Annotated in this window: 13 protein-coding genes; all 13 read right to left on the minus strand. The window is 52.8% G+C overall.

The annotated features are described in order from the left end of the window. Positions 1–46: 46 nt before the first annotated feature. On the minus strand, positions 47–1,087 hold the full coding sequence (pstS, locus tag F3J31_RS19530; RefSeq protein ID WP_032675678.1) for a phosphate ABC transporter substrate-binding protein PstS: 1,041 nt from the start codon (positions 1,085–1,087) through the stop codon (positions 47–49). A 321-nt stretch (positions 1,088–1,408) separates the two neighbouring features. Continuing rightward, complete coding sequence (gene glmS, locus F3J31_RS19535) at positions 1,409–3,238, minus strand: glutamine--fructose-6-phosphate transaminase (isomerizing) (RefSeq protein WP_021242665.1); 1,830 nt, start codon at positions 3,236–3,238, stop codon at positions 1,409–1,411. A gap of 224 nt (positions 3,239–3,462) precedes the next feature. Further along, positions 3,463–4,833 (minus strand): bifunctional UDP-N-acetylglucosamine diphosphorylase/glucosamine-1-phosphate N-acetyltransferase GlmU, encoded by a 1,371-nt coding sequence (glmU, locus tag F3J31_RS19540; RefSeq protein ID WP_126535069.1) that lies wholly within the window; start codon positions 4,831–4,833, stop codon positions 3,463–3,465. Between the two features lie 138 nt (positions 4,834–4,971). Next, positions 4,972–5,391, minus strand: a complete 420-nt coding sequence (locus F3J31_RS19545; RefSeq protein WP_003862360.1) for a F0F1 ATP synthase subunit epsilon — start codon at positions 5,389–5,391, stop codon at positions 4,972–4,974. A gap of 20 nt (positions 5,392–5,411) precedes the next feature. Next, positions 5,412–6,794 carry a F0F1 ATP synthase subunit beta gene (atpD, locus tag F3J31_RS19550; protein WP_003862362.1) on the minus strand — a complete coding sequence of 461 codons (1,383 nt, stop codon included), beginning with the start codon at positions 6,792–6,794 and terminating at the stop codon, positions 5,412–5,414. 31 nt (positions 6,795–6,825) lie between these two features. After that, positions 6,826–7,689 (minus strand): F0F1 ATP synthase subunit gamma, encoded by an 864-nt coding sequence (gene atpG / locus F3J31_RS19555; protein WP_024907886.1) that lies wholly within the window; start codon positions 7,687–7,689, stop codon positions 6,826–6,828. Between the two features lie 51 nt (positions 7,690–7,740). Next, positions 7,741–9,282: a F0F1 ATP synthase subunit alpha gene (gene atpA, locus F3J31_RS19560; protein ID WP_003862367.1), complete on the minus strand. Its 1,542-nt coding sequence runs from the start codon at positions 9,280–9,282 to the stop codon at positions 7,741–7,743. A 12-nt stretch (positions 9,283–9,294) separates the two neighbouring features. Then, positions 9,295–9,828: a F0F1 ATP synthase subunit delta gene (gene atpH, locus F3J31_RS19565; protein ID WP_008500192.1), complete on the minus strand. Its 534-nt coding sequence runs from the start codon at positions 9,826–9,828 to the stop codon at positions 9,295–9,297. Between the two features lie 14 nt (positions 9,829–9,842). Continuing rightward, positions 9,843–10,313: a F0F1 ATP synthase subunit B gene (atpF, locus tag F3J31_RS19570; RefSeq protein WP_003862370.1), complete on the minus strand. Its 471-nt coding sequence runs from the start codon at positions 10,311–10,313 to the stop codon at positions 9,843–9,845. Positions 10,314–10,361: 48 nt separating this feature from the next. Next, on the minus strand, positions 10,362–10,601 hold the full coding sequence (gene atpE / locus F3J31_RS19575) for a F0F1 ATP synthase subunit C (protein ID WP_000429386.1): 240 nt from the start codon (positions 10,599–10,601) through the stop codon (positions 10,362–10,364). Between the two features lie 49 nt (positions 10,602–10,650). Beyond that, on the minus strand, positions 10,651–11,466 hold the full coding sequence (gene atpB, locus F3J31_RS19580) for a F0F1 ATP synthase subunit A (protein WP_167214823.1): 816 nt from the start codon (positions 11,464–11,466) through the stop codon (positions 10,651–10,653). An 8-nt stretch (positions 11,467–11,474) separates the two neighbouring features. Further along, positions 11,475–11,855: a F0F1 ATP synthase subunit I gene (gene atpI / locus F3J31_RS19585; protein ID WP_008500194.1), complete on the minus strand. Its 381-nt coding sequence runs from the start codon at positions 11,853–11,855 to the stop codon at positions 11,475–11,477. A gap of 616 nt (positions 11,856–12,471) precedes the next feature. Continuing rightward, a complete protein-coding gene (rsmG, locus tag F3J31_RS19590; RefSeq protein ID WP_045909355.1) occupies positions 12,472–13,095 on the minus strand; it encodes a 16S rRNA (guanine(527)-N(7))-methyltransferase RsmG in 624 nt (207 codons plus the stop codon). Between the last annotated feature and the right edge of the window lies 1 nt (position 13,096).

Genomic DNA, 13,096 nt, shown 5'->3' on the forward strand with positions numbered 1-13,096 from the left:
GCGGGTAAGCGCAAGCGCCACCCGCCATTTTCGTCAGAATGCTAAATTAATACAATGCTTTACCGCTGCTGTCTTTTACGTTGGTTTTCCATGCAGCGCGAATCTGCTCAACCACGTTGTCTGGCAGGGTGGCGTAATCCAGAGCGTTAGCCTGTTTGCCGCCGTTTTTGTATGCCCAGTCGAAGAACTTCAGCACTTCAGCGCCCTGCTCAGGTTTCTTCTGCTCTTTGTGCACCAGGATGAAGGTGGTAGAGGTGATTGGCCATGCACCTTCGCCCTTCTGGTTAGTCAGATCCTGCGCGAAGGATTTGCTCCAGTCAGCGCCTTTCGCGGCGTTAGCAAAGTTCTCTTCGGTCGGGCTAACCGGCTTGCCGTCGGCAGAAACCAGTTTGGTGTAGGACAGGTTGTTCTGCTTCGCATACGCATACTCTACGTAGCCGATGGAGCCAGGCAGACGCTGTACGAACGCGGCGATACCGTCGTTACCTTTACCGCCCAGGCCGGTAGGCCAGTTAACGGTAGAGCCGGAGCCGACTTTAGATTTCCACTCTTCGTTCACTTTCGCCAGGTAGCTGGTGAACACGAAAGAGGTACCGGAACCATCCGCGCGGCGAACCACGGCGATGTTCTGAGAAGGCAGCTTCAGGCCTGGGTTGAGCTTAGCGATCGCTTCGTCATCCCATTTTTTGATGTTGCCCAGGTAGATGTCACCCAGCGTTTTGCCGTCCAGCACCAGCTCGCCCGACTTCACGCCCGGCAGGTTGATCGCCAGAACCACGCCACCGATCACGGTAGGGAACTGGAACAGGCCTTCCTGAGCCAGTTTGTCATCTGACAGCGGAGCGTCAGACGCGCCGAAATCAACCGTGTTCGCGGTAATTTGTTTCACGCCACCGGAGGAGCCGATACCCTGATAGTTAACCTTGTTACCGGTTTCTTTCTGGTAGGTATCCGCCCATTTGGCATACACCGGCGCAGGGAAGGTTGCACCAGCGCCAGTCAGGCTTGCTTCTGCAAATACAGAGAACGCGCTCAGAGATAAGGTCGCGGCGACAACAGTTGCGACAGTGGTACGCATAACTTTCATAATGTCTCCTGCAAGATTTTCGTAAATCGTTGTTTAGTGGCTACGATGAGCAAAATAGGACAAACAGGTGACAGATAAATGTACGAATTATGACAGTTTTATGACAATGAAAATTTAACTTAAAATTAAACAAAACAAAGCTTAATTTTCATCGGGTTAGCCACTTTTATGACAGGTTGTTTTCAGAAATATTTTCTTTATGTGACACTGAAAAAAGTAGCTGAAGATGACAAATTGTCATTATTAAAAATGAGAAAGGATTGATGAAAAACAAACCAGGCAGGATAAAAAAGCTCCACCCGAAGGTGGAGCCTGAAGGGTTTATTCTACAGTGACCGATTTCGCCAGGTTACGCGGCTGGTCGACGTCGGTGCCTTTGATCAGCGCCACGTGGTAAGCCAACAGCTGCAGCGGAACGGTGTAGAAGATCGGTGCAATCACCTCTTCCACATGCGGCATCTCGATGATGTGCATGTTGTCGCTGCTGGCGAAACCGGCATCTTTGTCGGCGAAGACGTACAGGACACCGCCGCGGGCGCGCACTTCTTCGATGTTAGATTTCAGTTTTTCCAGCAGTTCGTTGTTTGGTGCCACAACGATGACCGGCATATCGGCGTCAATCAGCGCCAGCGGGCCGTGTTTCAGTTCGCCTGCCGCGTAGGCTTCAGCGTGAATATAGGAGATCTCTTTCAGCTTCAGCGCGCCTTCCAGCGCAATCGGATACTGATCGCCACGACCCAGGAACAGGGCGTGATGCTTGTCAGAGAAATCTTCCGCCAGCACTTCAATGCGTTTGTCCTGAGACAGCATCTGCTCAATACGGCTCGGCAGCGCCTGCAGACCATGAACGATGTCATGCTCAACGGAAGCATCTTCGCCTTTCAGGCGTGCCAGCTTCGCCACCAGCATCAGCAGAACGGTCAGCTGAGTGGTAAACGCTTTAGTGGAGGCCACGCCGATTTCGGTACCCGCTTTGGTCATCAGCGCCAGATCGGATTCACGCACCAGGGAAGAGCCCGGGACGTTACAGATGGCCAGAGAGCCCAGGTAACCCAGCTCTTTAGAGAGACGCAGCGCGGCCAGCGTGTCCGCCGTTTCGCCAGACTGGGAAAGGGTGATCATCAGGCTGTTACGACGCACCGCAGATTTGCGATAGCGGAATTCAGACGCGATTTCCACATCGCACGGCACGCCCGCCAGGGATTCAAACCAGTAGCGAGAAACCATACCGGAGTTGTAGGAGGTGCCGCAGGCCACGATCTGAATGTGCTCAACCTTGCTGAGCAGTTCGTTCGCGTTTGCGCCCAGCTCGCTCAGATCCACTTCACCGTGGCTGATGCGCCCGGTCAGGGTGTTTTTGATGGCGTTTGGCTGCTCGTAAATCTCTTTCTGCATGTAGTGACGGTAAGCGCCTTTATCGCCCGCGTCGTACTGCAGGTTAGATTCGATCTCCTGGCGCTTCACCTGCTCGCCTTTGGTATCGAACACGGTCACGCTGCGGCGAGTCACTTCGGCGATATCCCCCTCTTCCAGGAAGATAAAGCGGCGGGTTACCGGCAGGAGCGCCAGTTGGTCAGAGGCGATAAAGTTTTCACCCATGCCCAGACCGATAACCATCGGGCTACCGGAACGCGCAGCCAGTAGCGTGGACGGATCGCGGGAATCCATGATCACCGTACCGTACGCACCGCGCAGCTGAGGGATAGCACGCAGCACCGCATCACGCAGTGTGCCGCCCTGCTCCAGCTCCCAGTGCACCAGGTGAGCAATCACTTCGGTGTCGGTTTCAGAGACGAAGGTGTAGCCGCGCGCTTTCAGTGCTTCGCGCAGCGGTTCGTGGTTTTCGATAATGCCGTTGTGCACTACCACGATGTGTTCAGACACATGCGGGTGCGCGTTGCCTTCAGACGGTTCGCCGTGCGTCGCCCAGCGGGTATGCGCAATACCGGTTCCCCCGTGCAGCGGATGTTCTTCCGCGGCCTGGGCCAGCATCTGCACTTTACCGAGACGACGCAGACGGGTCATATGACCTTCTGCATCGACGACAGCCAGACCGGCAGAGTCGTAACCACGGTATTCCAGACGACGTAAACCTTCGAGAAGGATTTCAGCAATATCACGCTGCGCAACTGCGCCAACAATTCCACACATAATTTATATTCCGAATTTAGGCATTATGCCTGCGTTGTCGCTGACCTGTATTTGCCCTTTCCGGGCGCCCCGAGCCTTGTAGAGAGTGGGGTTATTGTTATGGGTACTGCTTGTGGGGGGAGATATATATTTATCTCCTCTCCCGGGTTTGCCTGATGACGGCTACGCCTTATCAGGCCTACTCAATCGTAGGGCGGGTAAGCGTAGCGCCACCCGCCTTGTTGTTACTTTTTCTTCACCGGGCGTTTCCAGCCCTGCTTGCTGACCTGCGGAACGCGGCTTAATACCAGCTCGTTCTCGGCCACATCGCGCGTTACGGTTGTTCCAGCGGCAATAGTCACCCCGTTACCCACGGTAACAGGCGCCACCAACTGCGTATCGGAGCCAACGAACACGTCATCACCAATGATCGTTTTAAACTTATTAGCGCCGTCATAGTTACAGGTAATCGTCCCTGCACCAATATTCACGTTATTGCCAATTTCCGCGTCGCCCAGATAGGTCAGATGACCGGCTTTAGAGCCTTTACCCAGACGCGCTTTTTTCATCTCCACGAAGTTACCCACGTGAGCGCCTTCCAGCAGCTCAGCACCCGGGCGCAGGCGCGCAAACGGGCCGATAGTACAGGCCACGTCCAGACGGGCATCTTCCACCACGCTGTACGGGCTGATTTCGCAGTCGTCACCGATGATGCTGTTTTTGATCACGCAGCCGGCGCCAATTTTGACGCGGTTGCCCAGCGTCACGTTACCTTCGAGGATAACGTTAGTATCAATCTCAACGTCACGCCCGTGAGATAATGAGCCACGCAGATCGAAACGCGCCGGATCGCGCAGCATCACGCCTGCCAGCAGCAGTTTTTCAGCCTGTTCGGACTGATAAACACGCTCAAGGCGAGAAAGCTGAAGACGGTTATTCACCCCTTCGGTTTCGCTGATGCGCGCCGGATGGACCGCCGCAATCTCGCGCCCTTCGTGGTACGCCATCGCAATAATGTCGGTGATGTAGTATTCACCCTGCGCATTGTTGTTGTTGAGCTTCGACAGCCAGCGCTTCATATCCGCGCCATTGGCAATCAGGATACCGGTGTTGATCTCCTGAATCTGACGCTGCGCCTCACTGGCATCTTTATGCTCAACAATACCCGTAACGTTGCCGTTTTCACGGGTGATACGACCATAACCGGTTGGATCGTCCAGCACGACGGTTAATAAACCGATGCCGCCCTGCGGTTTGGCTTCACGCAGGCGAGTCAGTGTTTCAACAGAGATCAGCGGGACATCGCCGTAGAGCATCAAAATGTCTTCGTCATCCGCAAAGAAGGGCGCTGCCTGCTGCATGGCATGGCCTGTACCCAACTGTTCAGCCTGAAGCACCCAGTTGAGCTTGTCGTCGCTCAGCGTCTTTTTAAGCAGATCGCCGCCGTGGCCGTAGACCAGGTGAACCTGATTAGCCCCCAGTTCATTCGCTGCATCAATGACATGCTGCACCATTGGCTTTCCTGCAAGCGTGTGAAGCACTTTAGGCAGGTCGGAATACATGCGGGTCCCTTTGCCTGCGGCAAGGATCACCACGCTCATCGCACTGTTTGACATACGCATCCTGACGGTAGTTTGAGTGAGAAGTAAAAACGTTTGATGCTTAAAATTCTACATCTTTTTCATCATGAATTAAGGCCGAAAAAAAAAGCCAGCCTGGTATACAGACTGGCTTTTGTGCTTTTCAAGCCGGTGTTACATCGCTTTTTTGGTCAACTCGATAACGCGCAGTTTCGCGATCGCTTTGGCCAGCTCCGCAGACGCCTGAGCGTAATCCACGTCACCATGAGAGCTGTTAATGTGCTCTTCAGCCTTACGCTTCGACTCCAGGGCTCGCGCTTCGTCGAGATCCTGGCCACGAATAGCGGTATCGGCCAGAACGGTCACACTGCCAGGCTGCACTTCAAGAATGCCGCCGGACAGATAGATAAACTCTTCGTGACCGAACTGTTTAACGATGCGGATCATACCAGGCTTAATGGCGGTGAGCAGCGGTGCGTGACCCGGGAAAATACCCAGTTCACCTTCACTACCCGTTACCTGGATTTTTTCGACCAGACCAGAGAACATTTGTTGCTCTGCGCTGACGACGTCCAGGTGGTAAGTCATTGCCATATCACCCTCCGATTAAGGCGTTAAAGTTTTTTGGCTTTTTCCACAGCTTCTTCGATGGAACCAACCATGTAGAACGCCTGCTCTGGCAGGTGATCGTATTCGCCTTCCATGATGCCTTTAAAGCCACGGATGGTGTCTTTCAGGGAAACGTATTTACCTGGAGAACCGGTGAATACTTCCGCAACGAAGAACGGCTGGGACAGGAAGCGCTGGATCTTACGCGCACGTGCTACCACCAGTTTGTCTTCTTCTGACAGTTCATCCATACCGAGGATGGCGATGATGTCTTTCAGTTCCTGGTAACGCTGCAGCAGGGACTGTACGCCACGCGCGGTGTCGTAGTGTTCCTGACCAACAACCAGTGGATCCAGCTGACGGCTGGTGGAGTCCAGCGGGTCAACGGCCGGGTAGATACCCAGAGACGCGATCTGACGGCTCAGTACCACGGTTGCATCTAAGTGCGCAAAGGTGGTGGCTGGTGATGGGTCAGTCAAGTCATCCGCAGGTACGTATACCGCCTGAACGGAGGTGATAGAACCGGTTTTGGTAGAGGTGATACGTTCCTGAAGAACACCCATCTCTTCCGCCAGCGTAGGCTGATAACCTACCGCTGAAGGCATACGACCCAGCAGTGCAGATACTTCAGTACCGGCCAGGGTGTAACGATAGATGTTATCAACGAACAGCAGAACGTCACGGCCTTCGTCACGGAACTTCTCAGCCATCGTCAGGCCGGTCAGCGCAACGCGCAGACGGTTTCCAGGTGGCTCGTTCATCTGGCCGTAAACCAGGGATACTTTGTCCAGAACGTTGGAGTCGGTCATTTCGTGGTAGAAGTCGTTACCCTCACGAGTACGTTCACCTACGCCCGCAAACACAGAGTAACCGGAGTGCTCGATCGCGATGTTACGGATCAGCTCCATCATGTTTACGGTTTTACCTACACCCGCACCACCGAACAGACCAACTTTACCGCCCTTCGCGAACGGACACATCAGGTCGATAACTTTGATACCGGTTTCCAGCAGTTCCTGAGAGCTGGACAGCTCTTCGTAGGAAGGTGCCGCGCGGTGGATAGCCCAACGCTCTTCTTCACCGATGTCGCCTTTCATGTCGATTGGCTGACCCAATACGTTCATGATACGACCCAGTGTTGCTTTACCTACCGGGACTTCGATCGGGTGCTCAAGGTCTTTTACTTCCAGACCACGACGCAGACCGTCGGAAGAACCCATCGCGATGGTACGCACGATACCGCCGCCGAGCTGCTGCTGAACTTCCAGCACCAGGCTCTCGTTACCATTCTGTACCTCAAGCGCGTCGTACACGCGTGGTACGGCGTCCTGAGGGAACTCGACGTCCACCACGGCGCCGATTACCTGGACAATCTTTCCAGTAGCCATCTTGAATCCTCTACGTAATTCGTAAACCTGGTTAAACCGCGGCGGCCCCCGAGACGATCTCGGTGAGTTCCTGAGTAATGCTGGCCTGACGAGCTTTGTTGTAAACCAACTGCAGCTCTTTAATCAGGCTGCCGCCATTATCGGTCGCGGCTTTCATCGCCACCATTCGTGCGGCCTGCTCGCTGGCCAGGTTTTCTACAACGCCCTGATAAACCTGAGATTCAACGTAACGACGCAGCAGGGTATCCAGCAGCGGTTTCGGATCGGGTTCATACAGGTAATCCCAGGTTTTTTGCTTCAGCTCGCCATCTTCTGATGCCGGTAACGGCAGCATCTGAGTGAGCGTTGGAACCTGAGACATGGTGTTAATGAATTTGTTGCTGACAACGTACAGTCTGTCCAGACGGCCTTCATCATAAGCCTGCAACATCACTTTAACCGGGCCGATCAGTTCGGACAGGGACGGGTTATCACCCATACCGGTCACCTGAGCGACAATGTTACCACCAACGGAATTAAAGAAAGAGACGCCTTTAGAGCCGATCATTGCGATATCGCACTGAACGCCTTTTTCAGACCATGCTTTCATATCCGCCAGCAGTTTTTTGAACAGGTTAATGTTCAAGCCGCCACACAGACCACGGTCGGTCGACACCACCAGGTAGCCCACGCGCTTAACGTCGCGTTCTTCCAGGTAAGGGTGCTTATATTCCAGATTACCGTTTGCAAGGTGACCAATCACTTTGCGCATGGTTTCTGCATAAGGACGGCTGGCCGCCATGCGATCCTGCGATTTACGCATTTTGGAAGCGGCGACCATCTCCATCGCTTTAGTGATCTTTTGCGTGTTCTGGACGCTTGCGATCTTACTACGTATCTCTTTTGCGCCGGCCATGAGCTTCTCCTCAATGCCAGGCGGCTTGTCCTGAGACAAGCCGCCGGACGATTACCAGGATTGGGTTGCTTTGAAGGAATCGAGGATAGCTTTCAGCTTGCCTTCGATTTCGTCGTTATAGCCACCGGTCTGGTTGATCTCTTGCATCAGCGGAGCGTGATCACGGTCGACGTAAGCCAGCAGAGCGGCTTCGAAGCTACCGATTTTCGCCAGTTCCACATCTTCGAGGTAACCGCGTTCAGCCGCGAACAGAACCAGGCCCTGCTGAGCAACAGACATTGGTGCGTACTGTTTCTGCTTCAGCAGCTCGGTCACTTTCTGACCGTGGCTCAGCTGTTTACGGGTTGCTTCGTCCAGATCGGATGCGAACTGAGAGAACGCAGCCAGTTCACGATACTGTGCCAGCGCGGTACGGATACCACCGGACAGTTTCTTGATGATCTTGGTCTGAGCAGCACCACCAACACGGGATACGGAGATACCCGGGTTAACTGCCGGACGAATACCGGAGTTAAACAGGTTGGTTTCCAGGAAGATCTGACCATCGGTAATGGAGATTACGTTGGTCGGAACGAACGCAGAAACGTCACCCGCCTGGGTTTCAATGATCGGCAGAGCGGTCAGAGAGCCCGTTTTACCCTTCACTTCACCTTTAGTGAAGTTCTCGACGTATTCCGCGTTAACGCGGGAAGCACGCTCCAGCAGACGAGAGTGGAGGTAGAATACGTCGCCAGGGAACGCTTCACGTCCAGGTGGACGACGGAGCAGCAGGGAAACCTGACGATAAGCAACAGCCTGTTTAGACAGGTCATCGTATACGATCAGCGCATCTTCACCGCGGTCACGGAAGTATTCGCCCATTGCGCAACCGGCGTATGGCGCCAGGTATTGCAGTGCAGCAGATTCAGACGCGGTCGCCACCACAACGATGGTGTTAGACAGTGCGCCGTGCTCTTCCAGTTTACGAACCACGTTGGAAATGGTGGACGCTTTCTGGCCGATGGCCACGTACACACATTTGATGCCGGAGTCACGCTGGTTGATGATGGCGTCGATAGCCATCGCGGTTTTACCGGTCTGACGGTCACCGATGATCAGTTCACGCTGACCACGACCGATTGGGATCATGGCATCAACGGACTTATAACCTGTCTGAACAGGCTGATCTACGGACTGACGGTCGATAACGCCCGGTGCGATAACTTCGATTGGGGAGAAGCCATCGTGCTCAACCGGACCTTTACCGTCGATTGGCGCACCCAGGGTGTTAACAACGCGACCCAGCAGGCCACGGCCAACCGGCACTTCCAGAATACGGCCAGTACACTTAACCTTCATGCCTTCGGCGAGGTCAGCGTATGGACCCATCACAACTGCACCAACGGAGTCGCGCTCCAGGTTCAGTGCGATAGCGTAACGGTTACCCGGCAGGGAAATCATCTCACCCTGCATACAATCGGCCAGGCCGTGGATGCGGATAACACCGTCACTTACAGAAACAATAGTACCTTCGTTGTGAGCTTCACTCACAACATTGAACTGAGCAATGCGCTGCTTGATCAGTTCGCTGATTTCGGTGGAATTCAGTTGCATGCTCCAGTCCCCTTAAGACTGCAAGACGTCTGCAAGGCGCTCAAGACGGCCGCGTACGCTGCCATCAATGACCATATCACCCGAGCGGATGATTACGCCTGCCATTACAGACTTATCGATTTTGCAATTCAGCTTAACTTTGCGTGACAGACGTTTTTCCATCGCGGCGGTAATTTTCGCAAGCTGTTCGTCACTCAGTTCAGTCGCAGAAGTCACTTCGACTTCAGCGGTAGCTTCACTAAGGGCACGTAAGTGCTCAAACTGCTCGAGAACATCCGGGAGCACACGGAGACGACCATTCTCTGCCATCACCTTAATCAGGTTCTGGCCGTTGGCATCCAGTTGCTCTCCGCACACGGCGATAAACGACGCGGCGAGGGTTTCAGGTGCTAACGCACCGGAAAGCAACTCGGCCATTTGTTCGTTTTTCGTCACCTCAGCGGCAAACGCCAGCATATTCTGCCAGCGATCGACATTTTGGTGTTCGATAGCAAAGTCAAAAGCTGCTTTGGCGTAGGGGCGAGCTACCGTAACAAATTCAGACATCAGCCCCTCCCTCCTTACAGTTCAGCGACAAGTTTGTCCACGATGTCGCTGTTAGCAGCTTCATCCACGGAACGTTCGATGATCTTCTCGGCGCCAGCAACAGCCAGAATCGCAACCTGCTTACGCAGTTCTTCACGAGCACGTTTACGCTCAGCTTCAATTTCAGCCTGAGCCTGTGTCACGATCTTAGTACGTTCCTGTTCTGCTTCAGCTTTGGCTTCGTCCAGGATCTGTGAACGGCGTTTGTTAGCCTGTTCGATGATAACCTGAGCTTCCGCTTTCGCTTTTTTCAGCTGGTCTGTCGCGTTGGCCTGTGCAAGGTCCAAATCTTTCTTAGCGCGTTCTGCAGAAGCCAGACCGTCAGCAATTTCTTTCTGACGTTTTTCGATGGCAGCCATTAAAGGCGGCCATACATACTTCATGCAGAACCAGACAAAGAGAATAAACGCGATGGCCTGGCCGAGGATTGTTGCGTTCATGTTCACAGCACAATACCTCTTTAATATCTGTGGCTTAGGGTTTTAAAACTACTACTACGCGACAGCAAACATCACGTACAGACCCAGACCTACAGCGATCATTGGGATAGCATCCACCAGACCCATAACGATAAAGAACTGAGTACGCAGCAGAGGAATCAGATCAGGTTGACGCGCAGCGCCTTCCAGGAATTTGCCCCCGAGGATGCCGATACCGATCGCAGCACCGATAGCCGCCAGACCCATCATCACAGCGGCAGCCATGTACAGCAGATCCATATTCAGGTTTTCCATGACAGTCTCCAGTTTGTTTCAATTAAAACGTAGTAGTGTTGGTAAAAAATCAGTGCTCTTCAGACGCCATCGACAGATAGACGATCGTCAGAACCATGAAGATAAAGGCTTGCAGCGTAATGATCAGGATGTGGAAAATGGCCCACGGCACATTCAGAACCCACTGTGACCACCACGGCAGAAGACCCGCGATCAGAATGAAAATCAGCTCACCCGCATACATGTTGCCGAACAGTCGCAGACCCAGTGAAACAGGTTTGGACAGCAGGCTAACGCCTTCCAGGATCAGGTTGACCGGAATAAACGCCCAGTGGTTGAACGGCTGCAAGGTAAGCTCTTTCACAAAGCCGCTTACGCCTTTCATTTTGATGCTGTAGAAAAGAATCAGGATAAACACGCCCAGCGCCATCGACAGGGTGATGTTCACGTCCGCAGACGGTACCACACGCAGTGCAGGCAGGCCGAAGATGTGCTCGCCGATGAACGGCAGCAGATCGATTGGCAGCAGGTCCATCAGGTTCATCAGGAAGACCCAAACGAACACGGTCAGCGCCAGCGGAGCAATCAGCTTGCTCTTGCCATGGTACATGTCTTTGACGCTGCCATGGACGAAGTCGATGATCATTTCGATGAAGGTCTGGAATTTCCCTGGTACACCGCTGGTCGCTCGTTTAGCAACACCGCGGAACATGGCCAGGAACAGAAGACCCAAAACCACCGAGAAGAACATGGAGTCGATGTTGATCGTCCAGAAGGTGGCCGGGGGGTTATGTGGATCCACCAGCGAGAATGTACGCAGGTCCAGCTGAAGGTTATTCAGATGGTGACCTATGTAATCCTGCGGCGTCATATTTTCTGAAGCCATGATGCCTTTTACCCTTTGTTATTGATTACAGCTGGAGCCAGAACTTGTACCACCAGCACCAAAACCCACGTTGCTATCAGCGGCATGAAGACCACTTTCAAAACCGCCAGCGCCATCACCAGTAGAGCAAAGGTCAGCAACACCTTACACACTTCGCCGAGGGCGAAGGACCAGGCCACGCGGCCTTTGGCAGGTGTATGCGCCTGATGACGCCAGGCAAAAATCATAAACAACACGTTTGGCAGCACAACCGCCAAACCCCCGCACACGGCGGAGATGCCCCAGAAGGGGTCTTTGAGGCTAAACAGCAGTCCACTTGCTATCACAGCCAGAAACTGAATGAACAGAAGCTTACGAGCAACGTTTCTACTCAAGAGCGACACAGACATCACGTTTTTACTCCTGCTCCCTTCGAGGTATGCCGCGTGTCGTATAAAACGTCCTTTAAGGCTCAGAGTCAAGCATCAAAAAGCGGTCAAATTATACGGTGCGCACCCGTGATTTCAAACATTAAGTAGCGAAAAGGTGAATAAATGTTTAAATATTTTTCCCCACCGCTATTTTTTAACTTTCGCTGAAAGCGTCAACCTTCGACCAAAACTGCAAACAGCGCGAAAACGTTGACGATAAAGCGTGCACGAGATCACAAAACACACATTTGCAATAAGGTTGTATTTATCAAAGGCGCAAATCGCGGAAATTTATCTTTATGAAATTAAACGCAAAACGTCGTAACTATTTTCAAAACAGCCCAGTACACAATAAAAACCTTTTATTGACATTCTTAATAAATAATTAACATTGCGTTCTGGTTACTGCCTTCCACTTTTAGCAGACTTATATTTTCACAGATGACTATCTTCTCGGTGAATAATAGTTACTTCGTTAACCGGAAGAAAAACCTTAGTGAAGCAGAGGTTAAAAGCTCCCCGATAAATCCCCGCTAGTTGTGCTGTTTTTTAACATGATAAGAACAGCACGAATTCCACATTTTTTATTAATTTTTTAAAAATTGTTTGGCTTAATTATCACCAGGTGACGTTCACCTTCGAGCTGAGGAATCTCTAATTTCTCAATAGACTCGACAGCAAAACCGTCCGGAAGCTGCTCAATCTCATCGCCTGGCAACTGCCCTTTCAGCGCATAAAAGCGGCCATTCTCCGCAGGTAAGTGTTTGCACCAGCTCACCATATCGTTGAGCGACGCAAATGCGCGGCTGATAACCCCGTCAAACGGCGGCTCTGCCGGGAACTCCTCTACCCTGCTCTGCACGGGCGTGATGTTCTCAAGCTTCAGCTCATGCTGTACCTGACGTAAAAAGCGCACGCGTTTGCCGAGGCTGTCCAGCAGCGTGAAATGGCTTTCAGGGCGAACAATCGACAGCGGAATACCCGGCAGACCAGGGCCCGTCCCCACGTCGATAAAGCGTTCACCTTTCAGCCAGGGGGCAACCACGATGCTGTCGAGAATGTGGCGAACGAGCATCTCGTTGGGGTCGCGAACAGACGTCAGGTTGTACGCTTTGTTCCATTTGTTCAGCATATCGACATAGGCCACCAACTGATTTTTCTGGTGATCGGTGAGCGAAATACCTGCCTGATCCAGCAGACGAGAGAGTTTGTTGAGCACG

Origin of the sequence: Enterobacter sp. Acro-832 (assembly GCF_011752745.1) — a bacterium.
GTDB classification, from domain to species: domain Bacteria; phylum Pseudomonadota; class Gammaproteobacteria; order Enterobacterales; family Enterobacteriaceae; genus Enterobacter; species Enterobacter quasiroggenkampii.

Coding starts and splice junctions, on each gene's coding strand:
- pstS (WP_032675678.1), bottom strand. CDS start 1,087: ATGAAAGTTATGCGTACCACTGTCGCAACTGTTGTCGCCGCGACCTTA.
- glmS (WP_021242665.1), bottom strand. CDS start 3,238: ATGTGTGGAATTGTTGGCGCAGTTGCGCAGCGTGATATTGCTGAAATC.
- glmU (WP_126535069.1), bottom strand. CDS start 4,833: ATGTCAAACAGTGCGATGAGCGTGGTGATCCTTGCCGCAGGCAAAGGG.
- F3J31_RS19545 (WP_003862360.1), bottom strand. CDS start 5,391: ATGGCAATGACTTACCACCTGGACGTCGTCAGCGCAGAGCAACAAATG.
- atpD (WP_003862362.1), bottom strand. CDS start 6,794: ATGGCTACTGGAAAGATTGTCCAGGTAATCGGCGCCGTGGTGGACGTC.
- atpG (WP_024907886.1), bottom strand. CDS start 7,689: ATGGCCGGCGCAAAAGAGATACGTAGTAAGATCGCAAGCGTCCAGAAC.
- atpA (WP_003862367.1), bottom strand. CDS start 9,282: ATGCAACTGAATTCCACCGAAATCAGCGAACTGATCAAGCAGCGCATT.
- atpH (WP_008500192.1), bottom strand. CDS start 9,828: ATGTCTGAATTTGTTACGGTAGCTCGCCCCTACGCCAAAGCAGCTTTT.
- atpE (WP_000429386.1), bottom strand. CDS start 10,601: ATGGAAAACCTGAATATGGATCTGCTGTACATGGCTGCCGCTGTGATG.
- atpB (WP_167214823.1), bottom strand. CDS start 11,466: ATGGCTTCAGAAAATATGACGCCGCAGGATTACATAGGTCACCATCTG.
- atpI (WP_008500194.1), bottom strand. CDS start 11,855: ATGTCTGTGTCGCTCTTGAGTAGAAACGTTGCTCGTAAGCTTCTGTTC.